Origin of the sequence: Brevibacterium sp. UCMA 11752 (genome assembly GCF_021532235.1) — a bacterium.
Taxonomy (GTDB): domain Bacteria; phylum Actinomycetota; class Actinomycetes; order Actinomycetales; family Brevibacteriaceae; genus Brevibacterium; species Brevibacterium antiquum.
In genome coordinates, this window is record NZ_JACBOS010000003.1 from 258,392 (window position 1) to 281,975 (window position 23,584).

Below are 23,584 nucleotides of genomic sequence, written 5' to 3' on the forward strand. Positions count from 1 at the left end.
CCGTCCTTGGGTCGGTGTCGCGCCCGCCTATGGAGGACGCACTGAGCAGTGGCGGTCCTCCCCGTTCTGTCGGACGCGATCCTCCGTTCCGCTATGCGCACTCGACGTCACGTGCGTGAACACGTGCGCCAGGTATCGCGCATCGGGCCGGAGTCGGCTCCTTCAGATATGCCTGCAATCGGTGGTACTGGGCCTGAGAGTTTCCCGGGGAGGGAATTGCACCTACGGCGCTGCTTCGCACTGGTCGGGCAACCGGTGGTTGCGACAGTTGAGCAGCTCTCCCACGTCATGTCTTAACGGCAGTATTCAATTGTGTGGTTCTGCATGTTGCTGGTGTGGCGGATATTCCGATAGCTGGTGTGGCTATGAACTTATGGGGCCAAGTCTAGTGTCTGCGATCACGGCGGACAAACACCGTGATGGGCGCGGTTACCCGTGAGTCGGCTGCTCCGTCCGTGGTTGTGGGCTCGCGTGCGATTCTGTCGAGGAAATCGCACGCGAGCCCACACTGACGGAGTCGTCCCGAAGCTGCCGCGCCCCAACTCGAGGAATTCCTGGGCCGAACAACTCGAGGAATTCCTGGGCCGAACAACTTGAGGAACTTTTGGTCCGAAAAACTGCTCGCAGATCGGACCAGAAGTTCCTCAAGTCGCACTCGGAAGTCGCACTTGGAGCCGATCTCCGGGGGCAGGGTTCAGATCTCTGCGAGGTCCTTGCCCTTGGTCTCCGGCAGCAGGACCATGGCGATGACCGTACCGAGGCACAGCAGGATCACCCAGCCGCTCGAGAGCCAACTGAGATCGAGCGAATTGAACAGCCCGTTGAGATAGGGCGCCGTGCCACCGAAGACTGCGACGGACACCGAATAGGCGAAGCCGATGCCCTGGGTCCTCACCTTCGTCGGGAATGCTTCCGAGAGCACCGCGGACAGCAGCGCACCGGACATCGCGACGATGAGGAGGGCAACAGAGGAGGCCACGAACAGTGTCCATCCCGCCGAGGTGATCATGGCCATGAGCGGAAACTGGAAGACGACCATGAGGAGACCGAAGCCGATGATGACCGGGCGACGACCGATCTTGTCCGAGAGCGCTCCCCAGAATGGCAGGGAGATGAGCGCAATGATCTGTGCGCCGACCGTGGCCCAGTATGCCGTCTGCGCGTCCATGCCGCGTTCGGTGATCGCCAATGTCGAAGCGTAGGACGACCAGGTGTAATGGGCCGCGGTGATGCCGGAGGTCATCAGGACGACGAGGACGATGGCGCGGGCGACTCGTCGGCGATCGAGCGGTACGACCGCAGCTGTATCGGCTTCTTCGGCTTCGAACACGTCGCTTTCAATCATGCCCCGGCGCATATAGAGGGCAACCAGTGCGAGCAGACCACCGAGTGCGAAGGGGATCCTCCATGCCCAGTCGCCGACAGCTGCTTCGGAGAAGACGTTCGTGATGATGCCGCCGATGGTGTAGGCCAGCACGGATCCGCCGAAGATCGCGACGAAGACGATGCTGCCCCAGAAACCGCGCCGATGCGCGGGAGCGATCTCCGCGATATAGGAGTTCGCGGTCGCCGATTCACCTCCGTGGGCAAAGCCCTGGGCCACGCGAACGAGAAGGAGCATGATCGAGGCGAAGATGCCGATCTGCCCGTACCCGGGCATGATCGCAATGAGGAATGACCCTCCGGCCATGATGAGCATGGTGACGATGAGGACGAACTTCCGGCCTCTGCGGTCAGCGATCTTGCCGAACACGATTCCACCCAGGGGCCGCATCAGGAATCCGACTGCGAAAACGCCGAGCGTGGCAAGGACCGATGACACCTTGTCATCACTGTTGAACATGGCCGCGGCGATGAATGGAGTGAACACCGCATAGGCGCTCCATTCGTACCACTCCAGAACATTGCCGATGGTGCTGGCGAAGACCGAACGCCTCTTCAGACGCAGAGGCGCCGTTGCCGCTGCTGCTTGTGCTGTCATTTCTCTACCTTTCAAGGTTCTTCGAGATCGCCGAGGCGGACTCGAGGAGCAGTGGAACACCCTGTTTGAGTGAACCGGTGAAGTCGCCAGCGGCCGGAGCTTCGCCCGAGAGCCAACGTGTATAGATCGCTTCACTGAAAATCGCTGCCTTCCACAGCGCCAAGGTCTGATACCAGGGCAGCGCGGAGAGGTCGAGGCCCGTGTGTTCTTGGTACCTCTGCATCATCTGCGCGCGATCGAGGAAACCGTCCTGACTGGTCACAGGCGTGAGATCCATGATGGTCTGCGGATACTTGGGATCTGCGTAGGTCGCGGTGAAGTACCCCAAGTCCGCCAAAGGATCGCCCAGCGTCGACATCTCCCAGTCGAGGATCGCGGCCACTTCGATCGGCCGGTCCGGCTTGATCATCGCGTTGCCGGCCCGGTAGTCACCGTGGACCACCGAGTGGCGCTGCGTCTCCGGTCGGTTGTCCTCCAGCCATTGACCGATGCGGGCGACTTCGGGCAGGGAGCGTGTCGTGTTCTGGTCCCACAGCGAGGAGAACAGAGCCACCTGTCGCTTGAGGTATCCGTCCGGACGTCCGAGAGCCGCCACGTCGGGGACGGTCACGTCCACGCTGTGCAGAGACGCCAACTGATCGACGAGGATCTCACTGAACCTCTGCCTGTCGGTCCGCTCATCGAGGATCGCCGGGAGTGCATCGGTGACGACGAGGCCGTCGACGAAATCCATGATGTAGAACGGGACTCCGAGAACCGACTCGTCCTCACAGACCTGCAGGATCCGTGGAACATCGACCCCCTGGGCACCGAGCGCGATCTGAATCTTCGCCTCGCGCACCATGTCATGGGTCGATTTCGGAATCGGCGGCCTGGGGCCACGTCGCAGGACAACATCAGCGTCACCTCGGCGAATCCGGTAGGTGACATTCGACTGTCCCTCTCCGATCCTCGACCACTGCAGCCGGCCGCTGCCGATCCCGCAGGCGTCGAAGTACTCCGTGAGCGGCTCGGTGACGAGCAATGGCGGTGCCGGGAGTTCGGCGGCTTCAGCGAAGGTGTCGACGACATCGACGAGAGTTGCACTCAAGGGGTACCACCAACGACATCGCGACGTGGCTCGCCTGCGGCGACTTCCTTCCGACGCTTCGACGAGGCGCGGCGTGAGATCGCAAACTTGTGCGTCTCGGTGGCGCCGTCGTAGATGCGGAAGGGCCGGACTTCATTGAGGTACTGGATGAGCGGAAGTTCATCTGAAACCCCGTCGCCTCCGCACAGCTGCACGGCTCGGTCGATGACCCGATAGACGGCTTCCGAACAGTAGACCTTGGCGATCGAGGACAGAGAGCCTGCCTGCTTCTGATCTCCTTCGAGGACGAGCCCGGTCTTTGTGATCATGGCGTCAGCGGTTTCGATGTCGATGACCGACTGGGCGATCAGCTCTTGGGCCAGTCCCTGTCGGGCCAGAATGTCGCCGAACACCTCGCGGTTCTCACACCGGTCGAGCGCGGTGTCGAGGGCTCGGCGGGCCAGACCCAACCACCGCATGCAGTGCGTGAGTCGAGCCGGTGCCAGACGGACCTGGGCGTAGGCGAATCCCTGTCCGGGCGCGCCGAGAACTGCGGATTCGGGTACGCGCACGTCGGTGAAGTGGACGTAGGGGTGACCGCCGGCGATGGTCCGGTCGACGGTGTGGATCGACCGGCCCACCTCGATGCCGGGGGTGTCTCGGTCGACGAGGAACATCGTCGCCGACTGCCCTCTTCCCGAAGCTCCCTCCCCCTGGGACGCACTCGAATCCGTGGCGGCCATGACGATGAAGAAACTCGAGAGTTCCGCCCCGGAGATGAAGCGCTTATCACCGTTGATGACCCAGTCCTCGCCATCCTTGACCGCCGAGGTGGCCAAGGCAGCCGGGTCCGATCCGGTACCGGGATGCGGTTCGGTCATCGCGAAGGACGATCGGACATCGCCGGCGGCCAACGGTGCCAGGTAGCGCTGTTTCTGCTCGTCGGTGGCGATGAGTCCGAGCATGTGCATATTGCCTTCGTCGGGAGCCATGCAGTTGAGGACGGCGGGCCCGATCGGCGAGTAACCAGCCTCTTGGAAGATCGGCGACCAGTGCTCGATCGGTACGCCCTGTCCGCCCCATTCCTTGGCCACATGAGGCGCGAAGACACCGGCGGCCTTCGCCTTGGCCTGCAGCTCCAGACGCACCTCTTCGTCGAGGTAGACCCCGGGCCGAGGCTCGGCCGGAATGACGACCTCACGAATGAAGGTCCTGGTCCGGAGCCGCAGCTCCTCGACTTCAGTGGGCAATGCGGTCATGCTGTTCCTCCTGCGGTGATGAGTCCGCCGTCGGCGGTGAGTACCTGTGCAGTGATCCAATCGGCATCGGATGAGGCGAGATAGGCCACCGCGGCTGCGATGTCGTCTGGGGCGCCGAGGCGTTTGAGCGGGTAGGCGTCGGCGACTTCCTGCTCCTTGCCTTCGTAGAGGGCGGTGGCGAAGTTCGTCTTGACCACGGCCGGCGCTACGGCATTGACGCGAATGTCTGGCCCGAGTTCGACTGCCAGGGTTCTGGTCAGGTGGGAGACGGCGGCTTTGGAGATTCCGTAGAGTCCGATGCCGGGGCTGGGCACCTCACCGGCGACGGAGGATACGCTGACGATCCGCGCCTTGTTCTCTCGGAATCCCAGCCTTTCGTAATGGACGGCGTTCTGGATCCAGGCGAGGGTGCCCAGGACGTTGACGTCGAGGACCTTGCGGGCCGCGTCGAGATCGAGGTCGATCATCTGCCCGTAGACGGGGTTGATTCCGACGTTCGTGACCAGAACGTCGAGCCGGCCGTACGTGGAGGCGATGGTGTCGAAGACTTCCGCACGATGGGCGGCGTCGTCGGACTTTCCGGCGATGCCGACTGCGGTGCCCTCCGGGAAGGTCGCGACCACCTCGGCGAGGGCCTCAGGCTTACGCGCGGTGATCACCACCTTTGCGCCTTCGGCTTGGAGCCGCTTGGCGATCCCGAGTCCGATGCCACGGCTGGCTCCGGTCACCAGAGCAACCTGGCCTTCGAAGCGACGGCCGATACTTGGCTCAGTCATGTGCTCTCCTGTCGTCATGGTCTGTTCCCCGGCGCGCCTTGGCCGCGCAGCAGTCTGCGTTGGATCTTTCCGGTGTGTGTCTTGGGCAGGTCGCCGATGATGTGAACGGTCCGCGGATATTTGTATGCCGCGAGCCGTTCCTTCGTGAAGGCGATGAGATCGTCACCCGTGGTGGTCTCGCCCATGCGCAGCGACACGAAGGCGACGACCGTTTCACCTCGGTACTCGTCGGGCTCGCCGACCACAGCGGCCTCGAGCACGGCAGGATGTTCATAGAGGACGTCCTCGACCTCTCGCGGCCACACCTTGTAGCCAGACGCGTTGATCTGGTCCTTGATTCGATCGACCAGGTAGATCCATCCGGCGTCGTCGATGACGGCGACATCGCCGGTGCGAAACCACCCCTCGTCGAAGGCGGTCTCATTTGCCTCGGGCTTGTTAAGGTAGCCGGGAGTGATCTGCGGTCCGCGCAGTTCGAGTTCACCGGCACTGCCATCGGTCACGACCTGCTGATCGGCGATGCCGACGACGCGGGCTTCCAGACCGGGAAAGGGCACTCCGATGGCCAGGGTGTCGGTGGCCGGGTCCACGGGAGCCTCGGTGTTCGGTGGGACTCCGATGACCGCCGAGGCGGTTTCGGTCATTCCGTAGATGTTGTGGATATAGAGTCCGAACTTCTTCCGGAACCGATCGACCGTGGCCGGCGGCACAGGTGCACCGCCGGAGTAGAGGAAGCGAATGCTGGCGAAGTCCGCCGAGGTGGCTGTGGAGTGTTCGAGCAGAGCGTTGTAGACGGTGATCGAGCCTATGGTCACCGTGACTCCATAATCCCGAATGGCCGTGACGATCTTGTCGGCATCGACGCGACCGGTGAATGCAAGGGTGATCGGGAAGGCCAGTGAGGTGGCGGCGCAGGCAACTGCTCCCGTGATGTGGAAGAGCGGTGCGACGGCGAGCATCACGTCACGCTCGCCCAGCCCGAGCCACTGCCCGTAACCCATGGCCACGCTCATCACATTTCGGTGAGTGGCCACCGATCCCTTCGCCGGTCCCGTGGTGCCGGAGGTGTAGGTGAGCAGGGCAGGGTCATCGAGACCGGGCAGCAGCTCCTCGTGTCTGGTCGCGCCTGTCTGGTGCGCATCGAGGAACGCCGGCCATGAGTCGATGTCGACGTCCGTGCTGCCTGCAGGCGTCTGTGCTGAAGGAGTGGGCTTAGAGGCCGCCGCCGGCTCGGTGTGCTCCGGTGAGTACTCGTCATCGGTGGTGGTGAGCACCCAGCCCACGGAGCTGTCGGCCACAGTCCGCACGAGGGATTCGAGATCACCTTCGTCGCAGATGACCGCTGCGGCCTGGGAATCATCGATGAGCGCCCGCAGCTCTCGCCCCCGGTACATGGGGTTGAGGACGAGCGGGACGATACCCAGCTTCCACGCGGCCAGCAACGCCACCGCGAACTGCGGAACGTTCTGCAGATAGATGCCGATGATCGTGGATTTCCCGAAGCCTCGGGCGAGGAAACCAGCCGCGAGGGCTTCAGCATCCCCATCGATGTCCGCGGTGGTGAAGCTGCGGTGCTGATAGACGATGGCAGTCTGCCCAGGGCTACTGTAGACGCGGGCGTTCCAGGCATGAGCCACTGATTCCTCGCGGATATCCGGGTCGAGGCCGACACCCGCAGGGTAGAGCTGTGTCCACACGTGCGACGAGGCGGGGGCCGTATCTGCGGCGTTCAGGCGTTCATTCGTCATCGAACATCCATTCCTGGTCTGGGGGCTTTCGGCTGGACCGACCGAGCGCTCGCTCGGTATTGCCTGTATCCTAAGTCACAGGAACCGAAAGGCACAAGGGGTCGACTGCGCTTCGCAGTGGGAGCGTGGGCACTCAGCCCCTGAGTACCCGTAGATTAGGACTGGAAGCAGTCATCACCGTTCGCTTGAGACAAGGAATTTTCGTGGGCAGTTGGAGAAACTATCAGACGCCGTTGCTTTCTCCGATCCTGCAGGCGGCGCTGGAGAACTTCGTTCTCGGCGGATTTCACGGAACCAGCATTCGCCAGCTCGCTCATGCGGCAGGCCTCTCCGTTCCCGGCCTCTACCACCACTATCAATCGAAACAGGCGATCCTGGCAGAGATCGACCGGCTGGCGATGACAGATCTGTGGTCGCGCAGCGTTGAGGCCCTGTCCGACGGGCCACAGGAGCCCCTCCCCCGGTTCGAGCGACTCATCGAATGCCTCCTGCTCTTCCACGCCCAGCAGTCAGACATCGCCTTCATCGCGTTCAGCGAGATCCGCAGCCTGCAGGGCGAATCGCGGGACGCCCATATTGCCGCACGTGACCGGCAGCAGAAGCTTCTCGACGAGGTGGTCGCCGAATGCGTCTCCGACGGCAGCTTCGCGACGGAATTCCCGCGGGACGCTTCCCGCGCCATCACCACGATCTGCACCGGTGTGTCCCAGTGGTACCGCCCCGGCGGCGAGCTCGATCCCGCCGGAGTGGCCGAGCGCTATGGAAAGATCTGCCGTCACGCAGCAGGACAGCCCGTCGGCAACTAGTCAGACCGGCAGCTCGCCTGCTGCGAAACAGCGGCACTTAGCGTAAAGAGGTGGCCGCCCGAACCGTGTTCGGACGACCACCACTTGAAGAACAGTTCAGCCAGAGTGGCCGCACCCCTTTGCCGAGGGGAAGGCTCAGGCCTTTCCGCCAGCGGTGATGACTCCTCCGTCGGCGGTGAGCACCTGCGCGGTGATCCATTCCGCGTCGGAAGAAGCCAGGTAGGCCACTGCAGCGGCGATGTCCTCGGGAGTGCCGAGCCGTTTGGCGGGGTAGCTGGAGGCGACTTCCTCTTCCCTGCCTTCGTAGAGCGCGGTGGCGAAGTTCGTCTTCACCACGGCAGGAGCGACAGCGTTGACACGGATGTCGGGTCCGAGTTCGACTGCCAGCGACTTCGTCAGGTGCGAGACTGCGGCCTTTGAGATGCCGTAGAAGGAGATTCCGGGGCTGGGCACCTGACCGGCCACCGAGGAGATGCTCACGACCCGGCCCTTGTTCTCGCGGAAGCCCAGCTTCTCGTGGTGGACGGCGCCCTGGACCCAGGCAAGTGTGCCGAGGACGTTGACGTCGAGGATCTTACGAGCAGCATCGAGATCGAGGTCGATGAGCGGTCCGTAGACCGGGTTGATGCCCACGTTCGTGACGAGCACGTCGAGTCGACCGAACTTCTCGGCGATCGTGTCGTAGACCTCCGCCCGGTGCGCCGGGTCATCAGACTTCCCCGCGATGGCCAGGGCAGTGCCTTCTGGGAACTGCGCGACCGCCTCGGCGAGGGCCTCGGGCTTGCGGGCGGTGAGGATGACCGTCGCCCCTTCGGCCTGCAGCCGCTGGGCGATGCCGAGTCCGATTCCACGGCTGGCGCCGGTGACGAGGGCGACCTGGCCGGTGAATCGGCGGCCTGACTGGGGAGAGGTTTCGGTGCGATCTGACATAGGTGAACTCCAATGTTCCTGTAGACGGCGAGCGGCCCTCGCGGTGAAGCGAGCGTTCGTTCAGTGACCCGATCACATCGTATGCACGACTGCGGCCGAAGACAAGGAGAGCGGGGCGGGCTCGGGGAAGGTCGCACCCGCGGATGAGGAGACAATGGAGGAGTGAACCATCTGGAGCATCATCTCGACCTCGGCGAGGCCCACCTGCTGCCCCGCGCACGCGAAGCGATCCTCACCTGGACGCTGCAGGAATCGGCCGGAGTCATCGCTCGCCCTTCGCGCCGCGTGCATCCTGGCCAGGTCATCGACCTGTGGCTCAATCCAGTCTGGCCCTCGGCGCCGAGGCGGTGGCGCGGCCGGGATCTGGTGCTGCCGGTGGGATCATGCATCGTTCTCGAGGTCATCGATGAGAAGGCCCGGGCCGGCTTCATCTACCGCACCCTGCCCGGGCATCTGGAGTCGGGTGAGCAGACGTTCCTCGTCTCCGTCGGTTCGGACGGTCGCCTCGGCGTCTCCATCACTTCGGAATCCGTTCCCGGGCACCGGCTGTTGAAAGCCGCCGCGCCGATGTCCGTTGCAGCGCAGCGAATGATGGCCCGGCGATACGCCGCTGGGCTGAAACGGATGCTCGCCCCGCGGCCGCGTAGCGATCATGACTGAAGCCCAACTGCGCGCGATGAGATCGGCCTCATCACTGCTGGGGCGAGAGCTGACTTTCCTTGAAGAGTTCACCGGCGGTCAGCACGCGACCACCATCCTCACTACAGACGGTGAGAGCGAACTTGTGGTTCGAGCCTTTCCGGCACACCACGATGCGGCGGTCCGGGAAGCCGAAATCTTAGAGAGACTATCCGCACTTGGCGTCTGGGTCCCTCATCTGGTCGCGGCCAGCACCGAACTCGACAATCCCGTCATCGTCACCTCACGCATTGCCGGCAGTACGCCGCTTCCTGACCTCTCGCCGATGACGATGGCCACGGAAATGGCGGCTGCCCTCGTGCACATTCACGAAATCGATGGCACCGGACTGCGACCGACTCCAGCAGAACCTCCTCGTGGGCATGCTCCGATCATCAAGCGAGCCCAACGGGAATGGGACCGCCTGGACATGAACGAGGCCGTGCTCACCCACTCAGATTTCTGGTGCGGAAATGCACTCTGGGAGGGCGAGCGCCTCATCGGAGTGGTCGACTGGTCAGGCGCCAAATGCGGCCCACGCGGTGTCGACGTCGCCTGGTGCCGACAAGATCTCGTCCTCCTCGGCTCCCCCGAGGCCGCTGAACTCTTTCTTGCCGAGTACGAACGACTCCTGGGCCGCCCGATCAGCGATATCAACGCTTGGGATGTGCAAGCCGCAGCTCGAGCACACGACCGCGTCGAGACCTGGCTGCCGAACTATCTCGGGATCGGACGGACCGACATCACTGCCGAGTTGCTGCGCGAGCGCCTCGATGCCTGGAACGCGAAGTTGTAATCGGCGGGGCGAGCACGTCCGGAGTCGCTCACCCCACGCTCGGCAGGACCTCCTCGGCGAGGGCGAGCACCGCAGCCAGGGCGGTCTTGCCATGCTCGGTCCGGTGCGCCAGGTACAGCGTTGAGGGGTCCTGCGGAATGTCGAGGGGCACGGCAACCGTGCCGGCCTCACGCGTATTCGCCGAAACCGAGTCGAAGGTGATCGAGATGCCCAGGCCCGAGGCGACGAGGGCCCCGATCGTCTGCGAGTCCGGGGCAGCCTGGACCAAACGAGGCGAGAAGCCGGCGTCGCGGCACAGTCGCATCGTGTTCTCTCGCAGGGTCGAGCTGGGGTGTTCCGGCAGGGTGATGAAGTCTTCGTCGGCAAGGTCCTCGACGCGGAGGGCCGAGTGGCCAGCCAGTCGATGACCCTCGGGCAGGGCCGCGCACAGACGCTCGACCATTACCGGTCGCCCTGTCACTTCCGGTGGCTGCTTGCCCCATCTCACCAGCGCGAGGTCAAGGGTTCCGTCGACAAGTCGGGCCAGGCCCTCCTCGGCGAAGACATTGGATTCGAGGCTGAAGACGATTCCGGGATTCTGTCTCCGCGAGGCCGTCACCAGGCTGGCGGCTAAGGTCCGCGAGGAGGACCGGGCGAAACCGAAGCTGATGCGTCCGGTCTCCCCCGTTGCCGCTCGCTGCACGGAGTCGAGAGCGAGGCTCTGGAATTCGATCATCTTCCGCGCCGGCTCAACCAGCGCCTCACCTGCGGGCGAGAGCTTCACATTCCGGGTGGTGCGTTGGAACAGGGTGACGCCGAGGTCGTCCTCGAGAGCCCTGATCGTGCGGCTCAGCGGGGGCTGAAGCACACCCAGGCGCTCGGCGGCCCGGCCGAAGTGCAGTTCCTCGGCGACGGCGAGAAAGGCACGCACCTGCTGAATCTCCATCATGTCTGGCTCCCCTGTTCCCCTACGTCCACGTCGGCTGCACCAGTCACTGCAACTGTTGCCACGCTGCCTACTTAATTATCATTTGCGATAACAATCACTTCTCATTATGACTCACTTTGCTATATTGTGGGGTGAAACACTTTGAAGAACTTCAGAGCCGAGCAGAACCACCGGGAGCGTTCATCGATGAATGGCGAGACAGCCGCGACCCAGGCAGCAGCGGATCACGGTCAGGAACCGCAGGCCCCCGCCGACAGCGCGGCCGATCAGAGGCACACCATCGACGACTTCTTGCCTCGCGCTGGCAACGGTCCGCTGTCCGGCCAGGTCGTCGTCGACTTCTCCCGAGTCCTCGCCGGCCCCTACTCCACGATGATGCTCGCGGACCTCGGCGCCACGGTCATCAAGGTCGAGGGCCCCAACGGCGACGACACCAGGAACTGGAGTCCCCCGGTTCGCGATGAGGACGCCACCTACTATCTGTCGATCAATCGGAACAAGTTCGACATCGTCCTCGACTTCTCCGATGCCGATGATCTGAAGGTCGCCCAGAAGCTTGCCGCCAGAGCCGACATCGTCGTCGAGAACTTCAAACCGGGAGGCTTGAAGAAGTTCGGCCTCGACTACGACTCGGTCAAGGACACCAACGCCGAGGTCATCTATGCCTCGGTCACCGGCTTCGGCGCCCACAATCCGCTGCCCGGGTACGACCTGCTGGTGCAGGCCATGTCCGGATTCATGAGCGTCACCGGCAGTCCCGACGGCTCCCCCTATCGTGCCGGCGTCGCGGTCTTCGACGTCATCACCGGTCTGCACACGACGATCGGGATCATGGCCGCAATCCAGCACAAGAATCTCACCGGCGAGGGGCAGCTGGTCGAAACCAACCTCATGTCCTCGGCGATGTCGGGCCTGGCGAACCAGTCCGGAGCCTATGCCGCCGCAGGTGTGACACCGACGCGCATGGGCAACGCCCACCCCAGCCTCTACCCGTATCAGCCGATGGCGACAAAGGACGGCGAACTCATCGTTGCTGCAGCCAACGACGGCCAGTTCGCGGCCCTCGCCACGGCCCTGGGACGACCGGACTGGGCTGAAGATGAACGCTTCGCCAAGGCCAAGACCCGCAATGCCCACCGTGACGAGCTCGAGCCGGAACTGCTCGAAGCACTCCAAGCCCACACGGCTCAGGAATGGTTCGACAAGCTCACCGCCGTCGGCCTGCCCTGCGCCCCGATCAACTCGATCTCCCAGGGAGTCGAACGCGCGAAAGACCTCGGCCTCGAGCCGATCATGGACACCGGCCACGGCGAGCGCATCATTCCCACGATCCGCAATCCGATCCGTCTGGCGAAGTCCGAGGTCTCCTACGATCTCGCGCCACCCGAACTCGGGGCCGACTCCGATCAGGTCCGCGCCTGGCTCGACAGCTTCTGACCGTCAACAACGAAAGCCCCACCTCGGCGAGGGAATCAGCCACCACCTCGGCGACCACATCAACCTCACCGCACCGCCTCACCACATAAGGAGAACGAAGAATGGATGCTTCGGAACTCGATGACGTTCTGTCCATCGTCCGCGAATTCGTCCGCGAGAAGGTCGTCCCCATCGAACTCGACATCGAAGCCGACGACGCCATCCCGGAGACGATCATCAAGGAATCCGCTGAAATGGGTCTCTTCGGATGGGCCCTGCCCGAGGAGTACGGCGGGCTGGGCATGAATGCCGAGCAGGATGCCCAGCTGGCCATGGAACTCGGCTACACCACTCCGGCGTTTCGTTCCGTGTTCGGCACGAACAATGGAATCGCCGGTCAGGTTCTCGTCAACTACGGCACGGACGAACAGAAGAGTCAGTGGCTGCCGAAACTGAGCTCCGGCGATGTCGTCGCCTCGTTCGCCCTGACCGAATCCGAAGCCGGCTCCGACCCCTCGGGCATGCGCACCAGAGCCGTGCGCGAGGGCGAGGATTACGTCATCAACGGCAGCAAGCGCTTCATCACCAACGCCGAGTCCTCCGATGTCCTCATGGTCTTCGCCCGCACCGACCCGAACGCAAAGGGCTCGAAGGGCATCTCGGTCTTCCTCGTCCCGACGAAAACTGCCGGCGTCACCGTCGGAACTCATGACAACAAGATGGGGCAGGCAGGAGCCTGGACCTCGGAGATCTTCTTCGACGACGTCCGAATTCCCGCCGCCAACCTCATCGGCGGAGAGGAGGAGAAGGGCTTCTACGCCGCGATGGCCTCACTGAACAAGGGCCGTCTGCACATCGCCGCGATCTGCGTGGGCCAGGCCACGCGCATTCTCGATGAGTCCGTGACCTACGCCGCCGAGGCGAAACAGGGCGGAGAGCCCATCGCTCGGTTCCAGCTGGTCCAGGCGATGCTCGCCGATATCTATACCGAGGTGGCCGCCGCCAAGGCCCTGGTGCTCGCGGCTGCGAAACGTTGGGATGCCGAGGAGGATCGGAAGCTTGGCCCCAGTTCTGCGAAGCTCTTCGCCTCCGAAGCACTGGGCCGCATCGCCGATAAGGGTGTCCAGATCCAGGGTGGAACGGGCTATATGCGCGAATCCGCGGTCGAACGCTTCTACCGGCACGCTCGTCTCTTCCGCATCTATGAGGGCACCTCGGAAGTCCAGCGCGTCGTCGTCGCCCGACAACTGCTCAAGGGCGCCCACAAACCACAGTTCAACCTGTAAACGACGCACCAGCCGAACACCGCACCCCAGTCGAACACCGCGCAGCCGCTGCTCAACCGCATACAGAGAAAGAAGGACCCTATGACCGATACGCACACGACCACCTCCGCGTCCACCGCTCAGGGCATCTCAGAGATCCCCGGCCTGCTCACCGGCAAGGTCGCCGTCATCACCGGCGGCGCCCAGGGACTGGGCCTGGCGATGGCCCGCAGCCTCGTCAACTCCGGAGCAAAGGTCGTCCTCGGCGACATGAACGAGGAGAGCCTGCAGGCAGCCGTCACTGAACTCGGCGGTGTCGACTCTGCTGCCGGGGTCGTGTGCAATGTGGCTTCCCTGGAGAACACCGAAAAACTCGCCGAGGCGGCCACGACGACCTTCGGTGGCGTCGACATCTGGGTCAACAACGCCGGCATCACCCGTGACGCGACGATCCGCAAAATGACGGAGAAGGAGTTCGACGACGTCATCTCCGTCCACCTGCGCGGGACCTGGAACGGGCTCAAGGTCGCCACCGGTGTCATGCGCGAACAGGACCGCGGCGGCGCCATCGTCAATGTCTCGTCCATCAGCGGCAAGGTCGGCATGCTCGGACAGTCGAACTACTCGGCGGCGAAGGCCGGCATCGTCGGCATGACCAAGGCCGTGGCCAAGGAGGTCGCGTTCAAGGGCATCCGCATCAATGCGATCCAGCCCGGCTTCATCAACACCGCTATGACCGCGGCCATGCCCCAGCACGCGATCGATTCGAAGCTCGCCGAGATCCCGCTGGGCCGCCCCGGAGAGCCCGAAGAGGTTGCCTCGGTGGTGCTGTTCCTGGCATCTGGCCTGTCCAGCTACCTCACCGGCACGGTCACCGAGATCTCCGGCGGGCGCCACATCTGATCACTGTTCAGACCCCGTCAGCATTCGGCCCTCGCCGAGGTGAGCCGACGTCCCCGCGGGGACGTCGGCTCTTCGCATTCCGGGGTCAGCCTCGGCGAGGATCTACGTGGTCAGTCTCGGCGATAATTTGCGTGCTCAGTCTCGGTAGGAGCGCCTGCGGGGAAGTCTGACGACGCCGAAGACGATCATGCCCACCAGCGGCAGCAGCGGCCAGATCCAGGTCACCCCGGATGCGTTGACCATGCCCACATCGGCCATGATCGCCAGTCCCGCACAGATCGCTGCTGCGGCGAGGATCGGCATCCACACCCGAGGGGCAGGGCGATCGTCGGGCTGCGCAGATTCGAACCGGCCGAAGATCACTACGAGGATGCCGGTGATCGCGAGCAGCGCCAGGCACCACAGAGGACGGGTCAGCCACCACACACCGGTCAGCGGGGTGGGCAGCAGCGCCTCGGCATCGAGTGCGAGGAGCACATGGGCCAGCGTCGTCAGAGCGGTGAGATGCCACAGGAACCAGGTCATGATCCGCTGGTTCACAAGGACGGTGAGCATCCACAGTCCTGGGCTACGCAGCAGCGCCGCCAGCGGTCGCTGAAGCATGAGCACGATTCCTGCCTGGGCCATTCCGAGGAAGGCCATGGTCACCCGGGTCGGGGCCGAGTTGGAGATCGCATCGGTGCCGGCGGTGATCATCGAGACCGGGTACGGGCCGAATCCGACGAGGAGTCCGAGCCCGATAGCGCCGATGGCGAAGAGCAGCAGACAGCGCTTCAGACTGGCGAGTCTGCTGTCGAGCCACGCGTAGCCGAACTGGTGGAAGCTGGCCCACACGAGCAGGTAGTTGGGGTAGCCGGCCAGGATGCTCCCGGTGGTGATGCTGATGACGTCGATGATCCCTGCCGCGGCGATTCCGAGGACGATCGACCACCAGCCCCATTTCTCCCACAGCACCAAACAGGGCGGAGCGACGATCGCGACCAGCAGGTAGGCGGCGAGGAACCAGGTGGGCACCAGAGCCATCTGCGATGCCAGCTGCACCGCGGCAGGTTCGGCGCCGAAGCTCAACGCAATGATGCAGGTGAGCAGCCAGACGAGCAGCAGTGGAATGAGGGGCAGTCCCAGGCGACGCAGGCGAGCGCGCAGCCATTCGGCGTAGCCGATGTGCTTCCGTCTCGCCGAACGCCAGGACAGAGCGTTGGAATAGCCGCCGACGAGGAAGAAGATCGGCATCACCTGGAACACCCAGGTCAGCGGGTGCGTCCAGCGAGCCTCGTCAAGCAGGCCGTGCGGCTCGATGCCTCCGGTGGAGCTCACCGCGATGATCGTCCAATGTCCCAGCACGACGACGGTGATCGCCGCCGCGCGGAGGAAGTCGACTTCTCGGTTGCGGGAGTCAGGGGTGGCGGCATCGATCTTCCGCGCCTGAGCCATGAACGAGCGAGGCATATGTGAGGATCCTTTTCGGCAGGATGGGACTTCAGGTAAGTGGCCGGACGGCGGTGGCAGGCTGGCCGCAGCAGGACGGCCGCAGCATGGAGGCGGTGGTTGAGCCGCGGGCGAGCGGTGGTGCCGGTCAGGCTTGGTATTTCACCTGGCCGCCGACCACGGTCAGCGCGACTGTGGTGTCACGGATCGCCTCGGCGTGGGCGAAGAGCGCCTCTTCGGATTCGTAGCCGAGCAGGCCGTCGTCGGAGTCGGCTGCGTTGGGATTCAGCCCCTCTGCCACACACGGATCGGAGTCGACGACGATGAAGTCGGCGTCCATGCCCGGGGCCAGATAACCTCGGCGATCTTCGAGTCCTGCCGCATAGGCCGGGCCCTGAGTGTGCTGCCGAATTGCCTCGGCGGCGGAGAGCCGCCGTCGAGGCTGGAAGCTCGTGGCCGCGTCTCCGGAGATGTTCGCCCTGGTCATCGCCGCATAGATCGCTGCGAAGGGATTCGCGGGCTCCACCGGCCCATCGGAGCCGAACGCCACGTGTGCCCCGGCGGTCACCAGGTCGGGCCAGGCGTAGGCGGCAAGTTGCGCAGATTCGTCGATGAGGTGAAGCAGGTGCAGGTCAGAGATGCAGTGACGGGGCTGCATGGAGGCGATGACGTCGAGTTCGGCGAACCGGGCGACGTCGGCGGGCTGGATGAATTGGGCGTGCTCGACCCGGTGGCGCAGTGGGCGTTCGAAGCGTTCCTGCGCCTCCTTCGTGGTCTGGCGCAGACGTTCGAAGACGTTGAGCACATGGTGGTTGGCCTGGTCGCCGATGGCATGGATGGCAACAGAGATACCGGCCTCGGTGGCCCAGCGTGCGTTCTCGAACAGGTCGTCTTCTGACATCTGGGCGATCCCGTAGTTGGCGTCCTCCGGCGCACTGCTCAAGGCGTCCTCGGGCACGGTGCCGGGGTAGGTGTAGAACTCCTGCTCGGCGCCCGCCTCGTCTCCCACCTCGTCGGGGGTCACAGTCTCTGCGTGAGCGTGCGGCTCGGGAAACGGTGAGGACATGTGACAGGTGTGCGAGCCCAGGGCTCCATCGGAGAACAGCTTCAGGCCACCTCGGCGCAGCCAGTCATCGCCGTCGCCTGTGTGCCATCCGGTCTCGATGGCCCAGGGCACCTCCGGTGAGCGCAGGTACTTCGTGACACGGATGTGCTGTCGGTCGGCTTCGCGCAGGTCGTACCACCCCAGCGTCGAGGCGATGGAGTCGAAGTCGTGGATCCCGGTCAGCCCTTGGGAGAGGAACAGCTTCTGGGTGCGATCGAGTCGCTCGACCTGTTCTGCGCGGGAGGGTTCGGGAATGAATCTGGCCACCAGGTCGGTGGCATCCTCACGGACCAGCCCGGTCAGCGAGCCCTCGTCATCGCGCACGAATTCTCCGCCGAACGGGTCCGCGGTGAGATCATCGATGCCGGCGATCTCCAGGCCGTGGGCATTCGTCCAGAGGGTGTGGAGATCGACTGACCACATCGCCACCGGATGGTCGGGCACGGCCTGGTCGAGGAGTTCGCGATCGGGGTAGCGCGGGTCATCCCACTTGTTGATATCCCACCCGGAACCGACGACCCATTCGCCGAACGGCATCTGGCTGGCGCGTTCACGGATGGCGTCGACCGCCTCAGTCAAGGATCGGACATCGGAGAGATCGAGGTCGGTCAGGGAGTCTGCGTAGTGGACCGAGTGCATGTGCGCGTCGACGAGGCCGGGCAGGATGACCTGGCCGGCGCAGTCGATCTCCTCGATTTCGAGGCCCGGAATCACCGTGGTGGCTCCGATTCCACCCGCCGAGGCGAGCGCTGCCGTCGTCGAAGACTCGGAGGCTGCGATGTCGAGCAGTTCGGCTCTGGTGCCCACGGCCACGATCGTCTCCCCCTCGACGAGGATCGAGTCGGGTGCCACCGCCGAGGTGGCATCAGGGGCGGCAGGTGCAAAACTTCGCACGACGGCATTGGAGAACAGACGCATGAGCACCAGTCTAGAGCGCAAGTGCACGCGTTCCGGGCTGGGGCGCGAGGTGGTTTCTGCGCGCCGATACCGCGGCTCTTCTACCGGGAGTAGAATCCGAGGCATGGCCACTGTCTTCAGTTCTCAGGACACCCGTCTCGCCGCGGGTGCTCGCATCGTTCTTCCTGCCATCTGGCTCGGTCTCATCATCGGCATCTCCCTCATCGAGGCGCCGCTGAAGTTCACCGCGCCGGGCATCACGATCCCGCTGGGGCTGGGCATCGGCCGTCTGGTCTTCACCGCCATGAACTGGGTCGAGATCGTCATCGCCGTGATCCTGCTGTGGTCGGTGTTCAAGTCGGCCGTCGGTGCCCGGTACCGGCAGCTGACATGTGCGGTGACGGTCGTCCTCATCGCCAAGGTCGCCGTGATCCGACCCCTGCTCAACAAACGCACCGATGCTGTGCTCGCCGGTGTCGATGACGGCGGGTCGAGCCTGCACCTGTTCTACATCGCCGCCGACGGTCTGCTCATCGTCGGACTCATCACCATGCTCATCGTCGCGGCCCGCCGCTGGGTCACGATCCGACCTGCCGTCAAGGACGGCCCGCGGAGCTGACCTCGGCGGAGGTGGCGCTCACCGCGTGCGGCTGAGGCTCATCGTCAGCGATCCAGGGACACGATTCTGCTGTTCGCGTTGGTCGCCATGACCAGTGGCAGATCGTGCGTGGCCCAGATAATCGTGTGCCCGGCCTCGGCCAAGGCGCTGAGCAGACGGGCGAACCGTGCTGCGTTCGAGGCATCGAGTGCCGCGGTCGGTTCGTCGCAGACGATCGTGTCGACTCCGCTGGCCAGGGCCCGGGCCAGGCACACTCGGGCTGCCTGACCTCCGGAGAGCTCGCCGCACTTGTGCTCGAGCAGCTCCGGCCTCAGCAGCGCACGGACCACGATGTCGGTTCGCTCTTCGGTCTCCAGCTTGCGGCCGAGGATGCGAGCGGTTCGGTCGATCACCTCGGCGACGGTGTGCCTGGGGTTGAGCCATTCGCGTGGGTTCTGCGGCACCAGCACTCCCGGCTCACCGCGGATGCGCCCGCTGGTGGGGGTGAGGAATCCGGTCATGGCCAGGCACAGGGTGGTCTTGCCGCTGCCCGAACCACCTCGCAGAACGGTGACGTTCCCGACGGGGAAATCGGCGCTGACCGGGCCGATCCGGGTGCTCCCGTAGTCGATTTCGAGCTCATGCAGCTCCATCGGCGTCACCTCGATTCTGCTGTGCCCGATCATCACTGACATGGATGACGTCGCCGCCGGGGATGACGTCGCCGCCGGGGATGACGTCGCTGCCGTGGATGGGTGCCCCGTCCAAGCGGCGCAGTTCATCGCCGACACGATAATCCTGCCCGCCGAGGTGGCCCGGAGTCAGCGGCAGCGGGTGGGCTCCCGCGTCCGGTGCGGCTGCGGCAAGGGCCCGACTGTAGGCATTGTCGGCGTCTCCTGCCAAGAAATTCTCGACAGTGCAGGTGTCGACGATGTGTCCGTTGAAGAGGACGGCGACACGGTCATCACCTCGGGCGTTCCTGGCCATGCCGGAGAGGTCGTGGGTGACAGCGAGTACGGCGGCTCCATTGGTACGGGCGCATTCGTCGAGGATGCCAACCATGGAATCGGCCTGCCGGGGATCAAGTCCGGCTGTGGGTTCGTCACAGACGAGCAGCCTCGGCGTGTGTGACAGGGCCGCGGCCAAAGAGACCCGGGAGATCTGTCCGCCGGAGAGCTCGTGGGGGTATCGCTGAAGCAGCGTGTTCTCCAGACCGAAGGGGCGCAGGTCCGGATCATCGATTCCGGCGCGGTGGAACCACTGCCGCAGACGCAGCCGCGGTGGGAACGTGTCCATGGCGTTCTGCGGGGCCCAGGCGAGTTCGCCGCGCCCGCGCAGCTCGGCCAGGCGCTTCCTGCCCCGCCGGGTGCCCAGGTCGATCCGGCGGATGCCCGAGTCGGCGGGGCTGGCGCCCGAGTCGATCCGGCGGGTGCCCGAGTCGGTGCGGCGGGCACCCGGGGCGATCAAATCGCTGCCCAAGTCACCATGCTCGGCACCGAAGTCGAGGCGACCGGTGACTTCGGCGCGGGCAGGAGTCAGCCCGGCCAAGAGATTGCAGAGTGTGGATTTCCCGGCCCCGGACTCCCCCACCAGCCAGGTGATGTGCCCCAGCGGCAGAGTCACGGACAGGTCGGAGAGGATGTGGGCTCCGGCCGACGGCAGTCGCAGAGAACACTGGCTCACGGCAATGGTCTTCACAGTGATCGCGGCCTTTCTCCGAGTCGGCGGGACATGATCGTCGGCGGCAGGAGCAGCAGCATGAGTGCCAGCGTCGGGACGAGCAGTGTCCACCATGCTCCCACGGTCATGTCGTTGCGACCCCAGGCGATGAGCGGGCCCAGGGACACCGCGGCAGGGTCGACTCCGATGCCCAGAAACGAGGTGGTGGCCTCGTGGACGACGGCCGAGGGGAAGGTGATCGCCATGGCAGCGGCCACTCGCCCCCAGACAGCCGGGAGCAGATGCCAAGTCAGGATCTGACGGCGGGTGGCGCCGAGGCGGCGGTCGAAGCGCACCCACCCGGAGTTCCATTCTTCGCTGAGTTTCGGCCCGATGAGCTGGGCAGCTATCGGCCAGTGCGTGAGTGCCACCGTGACCATGATCGCTTCTCGTCCCCCGCCGAGGATGCCCACGACGATGAAGGTCAGCAGCATCGAGGGCACGGTGACGGTGGCGATGAGCAGTGCCGTGGAGATCTTCGACAGTGCCCGCGACAGGGTGGACACGACTCCGATGGCGGCCCCGATGAGAGTTGTCGCCGAGGCGGTGAGGAGTGCGGCAAGAGCCGATCCCCCGGCCGCGGTCCAGGTGGTTCGGAAGACGCTGCGTCCGTAATGGTCGGTTCCAGCCGGTCCACCGTCTCCGGGTGGCAGCAGGGAGTTGGCGAAGTCGGTGGTCTGCGTCGGCAGGAAGCGTCCGATGATGAGCAGCACCAGGACGGCCGCGATGGCGAGAATCGGCAGTCGAATTCTCATGACCGATCACCGCTGGTCGTCGCGGTGCGCACCAGCAGCACGAGTCCTGTCGTCACTCCCGCAGCGATCGAGGTGACGGTGGCCAGCAGCGGCAGGTCGGCTCCGGCTGCGGCTTGGACGAGTGCATTGCCCAACCCCGGATAGGCCAGCACCGCTTCGACGGCGGCCTCGCCGAGGACGATGGTGGGCAGGTAGACCAGTGCGGGGCCGCGCACGGCGCCGAGCACGGTGGGCAGCACCGTGCGGATCCGGGCTCTGTGGCCAAATCCGCGGCCGATCAGTGCACGGGCCCACGGAGTCGACCACACCTCGGCGGCGGCAGAACGGGCCGCGGCGATGAGCGGGGCGGCCCAGGCGAGCGCGATCGTGATCGCCACCCCGGGGATGAGAGTGATCGGGGCACTGGTGGCGGGGTTGGGCAGCGAAGCGCCCCAGACCACGACGATGATCAGCGCGATGAGGAACGAGGGGACTGCCAGCCAGGCGCCGAGGATGCCCGAGGCACTCGAACTCTGGGCCAGTCCCGGGAAGCGGGCCAGCGCTATCGCCACCGCACCCACCACGATCACGGTGATGGCTGCGGCGCAGATGCTGGCGGCGATGGTGTTGAGACCGCGAGAAGTCACGATCTCTGCGACCGGGGCGTGGAGGATCCGGGAATAGCCCAGGTCGCCCGTGGTCACCGCCGTGATCAGCCACTGCCACCAGGCGGAGAGCCACCCACCGGAGTGGTAGCCGGCTTCGAGGTCGGCTCGTGCCTGCTCGGAGGCGAACTCCCAGCTGCCGACGGTGTGGGCCAGAGGGTTCGCCGGTGAGGCCGCGGCCAGAGCGAACACGCCCGCACCAGCGGCCAGCACCGCGATGAGCATCCCACCGCAGACGATCGCGCAGCGACGTACGACGCCCCTGGTCACGGTGCCCCTCAGCTCTTCGTCCAGTCCGCCAGATTCCACCATGGACCCCAGTCGGAACCGTGGACGTGGGGTTCGAACGTGGTGTCCGGAACGTCCCAGCCGTCGGTGTCGGCGACATAGGTGTGTTCGAGGAAGGCGACGATGAGGTAACCGGGGTCGTCCATGTAGAGGTCCTGGACCCGGCGGTAGTCCGCGTAGGCCTTCGCCTCATCGGTCTCCTCGGCGGCATGGTCGAGGAGTTCGTCGGCTCCGGGAATCTCCACGTCGGAGGGATTGTCAAAGACCCCGGAGGTGCTTGTGCGGGTATGCAGTGCCGCCCTGATCTGGTGATCGATGTTGTAGGGCTGTTCCCCTCCGGCGTAGACGATCGCCTGCTTGGTCATGGACTTCTCGATCTCGTCCCATTCGCCGGCTTCGACCTCGACAGTGATGCCCAAGGGTTTGAGCTGTGCGGCAACCTCGGCGGCGATGTCCCCGCGCACGGAGTCACCGGCGGGATAGGTGAACGGGATGCTCGCGCTCTGACCGTTCTTGGAACGAAGGCCGTCGTCACCCTTCTTCCATCCGGCTTCGTCGAGCATTCTCTGCGCGGCCTTGATGTCGAGTTCGAAGTCGGCCGAGGGTTCGTAGGCGTCTCCGTAGAACTCACCGACCGGGGTCGAGGCCGGTGTGCCGTGGCCGGCGAGGACCTCGTCGACGATCGTGTTCCGGTCGATGGCGATGTTGAGTGCCTTGCGCACGGTCGCCGAGGCGGTGAACGGGTTGTCAGAGGGCAGGGTCAGTCCGCGCCAGTCGGCGGTTCTCGCGGTGACGATCTCGTGGTCGTCCCCCGCGATCTTGTCGACCGAGCGCGGTGGCACGGCTGCCCCGGAGACCTTGCCGTCGGAGACTGCCGCCGCCAGCGCGGAGGAATCCGCGTAGGCCTGGACCGTCACCGATTTCAGTTCCGGAGTGGTGCGCCAGTAGTCGTCCCTGGCCTTGAGCACCGCGGTGTCCGAGGTCAGGGAGTCCAGGACGTAGGCACCGGTGCCGACGGGTTCGCTGTTGACGCTCCAGTCGGCGGCCGGAGTGCCCTTCTCGATGGCCTCGCTGGGCAGGATCCCCAAGGTCAGCCGTGAGGCGAACGTGGGCGTCGGCTCGCTCAACCGGAAGACGGCGGTGGACTCATCCGGTGTTTCGATGTCCTCGATCATCCGGAATGCGTCGACGACCTCCGATGCGGAGTCGGGGTCGATGATGGCCCGATAGGTGGCGGCCACGTCCTGCGAATCGAAAGCGGAGCCATCGGAGAACGTCACGCCCTCACGCAGTTTCACCGTCCATGCGCTCGAGTCCTCATTCGCCTTCGGTTCCGCGGCTGCCAGCGCCGGCGTCAGGTCCGGCATCTGTCCCGTTCCCGAGTCCTCCTGCAGGCGCAGCAGCCCGTCGTAGAAGGGGGAGTTGCCGTCGACGGAGTAGCCGTTGACCGGGTTGTATCCGCCGAGGTTCTCTGTGCCGATGACCAGCTGCGAGTCGCCCCCGTCGGGAGCCTCGCATGCGGAGAGTACGAGTGCGAGCGCTCCCACAGAGGCCACCAGCGCCGAGGTTGTCCTTCGTCTCATATGGTCGACTCA

General features: G+C 64.9%; 21 protein-coding genes and 1 riboswitch. Of the genes, 7 read left to right on the plus strand and 14 right to left on the minus strand.

The features are described from left to right. Nucleotides 1–172: 172 nt before the first annotated feature. A riboswitch (glycine riboswitch) is annotated at nucleotides 173–294 on the minus strand. 400 nt (nucleotides 295–694) lie between these two features. Genes HU144_RS01210 through HU144_RS01230 form a run of 5 tightly spaced genes read right to left on the minus strand, consistent with a single transcriptional unit; the run spans nucleotide 695 to nucleotide 6,833 of the window. Then, nucleotides 695–1,981: an MFS transporter gene (locus tag HU144_RS01210; protein ID WP_235349765.1), complete on the minus strand. Its 1,287-nt coding sequence runs from the start codon at nucleotides 1,979–1,981 to the stop codon at nucleotides 695–697. A 4-nt stretch (nucleotides 1,982–1,985) separates the two neighbouring features. Then, nucleotides 1,986–3,071, minus strand: a complete 1,086-nt coding sequence (locus HU144_RS01215; protein WP_235349766.1) for a phosphotransferase family protein — start codon at nucleotides 3,069–3,071, stop codon at nucleotides 1,986–1,988. Next, entirely contained in the window at nucleotides 3,068–4,309 is a 1,242-nt protein-coding gene (locus tag HU144_RS01220) for an acyl-CoA dehydrogenase family protein (protein ID WP_235349767.1), read from the minus strand. The genes HU144_RS01215 and HU144_RS01220 overlap by 4 nt, the downstream gene beginning before the upstream one ends. After that, on the minus strand, nucleotides 4,306–5,085 hold the full coding sequence (locus HU144_RS01225; RefSeq protein ID WP_235349768.1) for an SDR family oxidoreductase: 780 nt from the start codon (nucleotides 5,083–5,085) through the stop codon (nucleotides 4,306–4,308). Before HU144_RS01225 ends, HU144_RS01220 begins: the two co-directional genes overlap by 4 nt. A gap of 14 nt (nucleotides 5,086–5,099) precedes the next feature. Beyond that, on the minus strand, nucleotides 5,100–6,833 hold the full coding sequence (locus HU144_RS01230; protein WP_235349769.1) for a class I adenylate-forming enzyme family protein: 1,734 nt from the start codon (nucleotides 6,831–6,833) through the stop codon (nucleotides 5,100–5,102). A gap of 203 nt (nucleotides 6,834–7,036) precedes the next feature. Here HU144_RS01230 and HU144_RS01235 point away from each other — a divergent pair, with 203 nt between their 5' ends. Beyond that, nucleotides 7,037–7,639 carry a TetR/AcrR family transcriptional regulator gene (locus HU144_RS01235; protein ID WP_235349770.1) on the plus strand — a complete coding sequence of 201 codons (603 nt, stop codon included), beginning with the start codon at nucleotides 7,037–7,039 and terminating at the stop codon, nucleotides 7,637–7,639. Between the two features lie 135 nt (nucleotides 7,640–7,774). Here HU144_RS01235 and HU144_RS01240 read toward each other — a convergent pair whose 3' ends face one another. Then, the gene (locus HU144_RS01240) at nucleotides 7,775–8,569 is read right to left on the minus strand and encodes an SDR family oxidoreductase (protein ID WP_235349771.1); all 795 of its coding nucleotides are present in this window, start codon (nucleotides 8,567–8,569) and stop codon (nucleotides 7,775–7,777) included. A gap of 162 nt (nucleotides 8,570–8,731) precedes the next feature. Here HU144_RS01240 and HU144_RS01245 point away from each other — a divergent pair, with 162 nt between their 5' ends. Both HU144_RS01245 and HU144_RS01250 read left to right on the plus strand, forming a co-directional pair. Then, the gene (locus HU144_RS01245; RefSeq protein ID WP_235349772.1) at nucleotides 8,732–9,229 is read left to right on the plus strand and encodes a DUF1990 domain-containing protein; all 498 of its coding nucleotides are present in this window, start codon (nucleotides 8,732–8,734) and stop codon (nucleotides 9,227–9,229) included. Further along, nucleotides 9,222–10,043 carry a phosphotransferase family protein gene (locus HU144_RS01250; protein ID WP_235349773.1) on the plus strand — a complete coding sequence of 274 codons (822 nt, stop codon included), beginning with the start codon at nucleotides 9,222–9,224 and terminating at the stop codon, nucleotides 10,041–10,043. Before HU144_RS01245 ends, HU144_RS01250 begins: the two co-directional genes overlap by 8 nt. A 28-nt stretch (nucleotides 10,044–10,071) precedes the next feature. Here the strand turns inward: HU144_RS01250 and HU144_RS01255 are convergent, their stop codons facing one another. Beyond that, entirely contained in the window at nucleotides 10,072–10,971 is a 900-nt protein-coding gene (locus tag HU144_RS01255) for a LysR substrate-binding domain-containing protein (protein WP_235349774.1), read from the minus strand. A 186-nt stretch (nucleotides 10,972–11,157) separates the two neighbouring features. Between HU144_RS01255 and HU144_RS01260 the strand changes: the two genes are divergently transcribed. From HU144_RS01260 to fabG, 3 genes are all read left to right on the plus strand, one after another. Next, a complete protein-coding gene (locus HU144_RS01260; RefSeq protein WP_235349775.1) occupies nucleotides 11,158–12,408 on the plus strand; it encodes a CaiB/BaiF CoA transferase family protein in 1,251 nt (416 codons plus the stop codon). A gap of 101 nt (nucleotides 12,409–12,509) precedes the next feature. Beyond that, the gene (locus HU144_RS01265) at nucleotides 12,510–13,673 is read left to right on the plus strand and encodes an acyl-CoA dehydrogenase family protein (protein WP_235349776.1); all 1,164 of its coding nucleotides are present in this window, start codon (nucleotides 12,510–12,512) and stop codon (nucleotides 13,671–13,673) included. An 81-nt stretch (nucleotides 13,674–13,754) separates the two neighbouring features. Further along, nucleotides 13,755–14,555 carry a 3-oxoacyl-ACP reductase FabG gene (gene fabG / locus HU144_RS01270; protein ID WP_235349777.1) on the plus strand — a complete coding sequence of 267 codons (801 nt, stop codon included), beginning with the start codon at nucleotides 13,755–13,757 and terminating at the stop codon, nucleotides 14,553–14,555. Nucleotides 14,556–14,690: 135 nt separating this feature from the next. Here the strand turns inward: fabG and HU144_RS01275 are convergent, their stop codons facing one another. Beyond that, entirely contained in the window at nucleotides 14,691–16,004 is a 1,314-nt protein-coding gene (locus HU144_RS01275) for an acyltransferase family protein (RefSeq protein ID WP_235349778.1), read from the minus strand. A 127-nt stretch (nucleotides 16,005–16,131) separates the two neighbouring features. Then, a complete protein-coding gene (locus tag HU144_RS01280; RefSeq protein WP_235349779.1) occupies nucleotides 16,132–18,006 on the minus strand; it encodes an amidohydrolase in 1,875 nt (624 codons plus the stop codon). A gap of 103 nt (nucleotides 18,007–18,109) precedes the next feature. Here HU144_RS01280 and HU144_RS01285 point away from each other — a divergent pair, with 103 nt between their 5' ends. Next, nucleotides 18,110–18,604 (plus strand): hypothetical protein, encoded by a 495-nt coding sequence (locus HU144_RS01285; protein ID WP_235349780.1) that lies wholly within the window; start codon nucleotides 18,110–18,112, stop codon nucleotides 18,602–18,604. Nucleotides 18,605–18,648: 44 nt separating this feature from the next. Here HU144_RS01285 and HU144_RS01290 read toward each other — a convergent pair whose 3' ends face one another. The 5 genes from HU144_RS01290 to HU144_RS01310 are packed head-to-tail and all read right to left on the minus strand — an operon-like array spanning nucleotide 18,649 to nucleotide 23,572. Continuing rightward, entirely contained in the window at nucleotides 18,649–19,236 is a 588-nt protein-coding gene (locus tag HU144_RS01290; protein WP_235349781.1) for an ATP-binding cassette domain-containing protein, read from the minus strand. Beyond that, nucleotides 19,223–20,377: an ATP-binding cassette domain-containing protein gene (locus HU144_RS01295; protein WP_235349782.1), complete on the minus strand. Its 1,155-nt coding sequence runs from the start codon at nucleotides 20,375–20,377 to the stop codon at nucleotides 19,223–19,225. Before HU144_RS01295 ends, HU144_RS01290 begins: the two co-directional genes overlap by 14 nt. Beyond that, entirely contained in the window at nucleotides 20,278–21,057 is a 780-nt protein-coding gene (locus HU144_RS01300) for an ABC transporter permease (RefSeq protein WP_198397496.1), read from the minus strand. Before HU144_RS01300 ends, HU144_RS01295 begins: the two co-directional genes overlap by 100 nt. After that, nucleotides 21,054–22,013 carry an ABC transporter permease subunit gene (locus HU144_RS01305; RefSeq protein WP_235349783.1) on the minus strand — a complete coding sequence of 320 codons (960 nt, stop codon included), beginning with the start codon at nucleotides 22,011–22,013 and terminating at the stop codon, nucleotides 21,054–21,056. Before HU144_RS01305 ends, HU144_RS01300 begins: the two co-directional genes overlap by 4 nt. Further along, entirely contained in the window at nucleotides 21,980–23,572 is a 1,593-nt protein-coding gene (locus HU144_RS01310) for an ABC transporter substrate-binding protein (protein ID WP_235349784.1), read from the minus strand. The genes HU144_RS01305 and HU144_RS01310 overlap by 34 nt, the downstream gene beginning before the upstream one ends. Nucleotides 23,573–23,584: the final 12 nt, after the last annotated feature.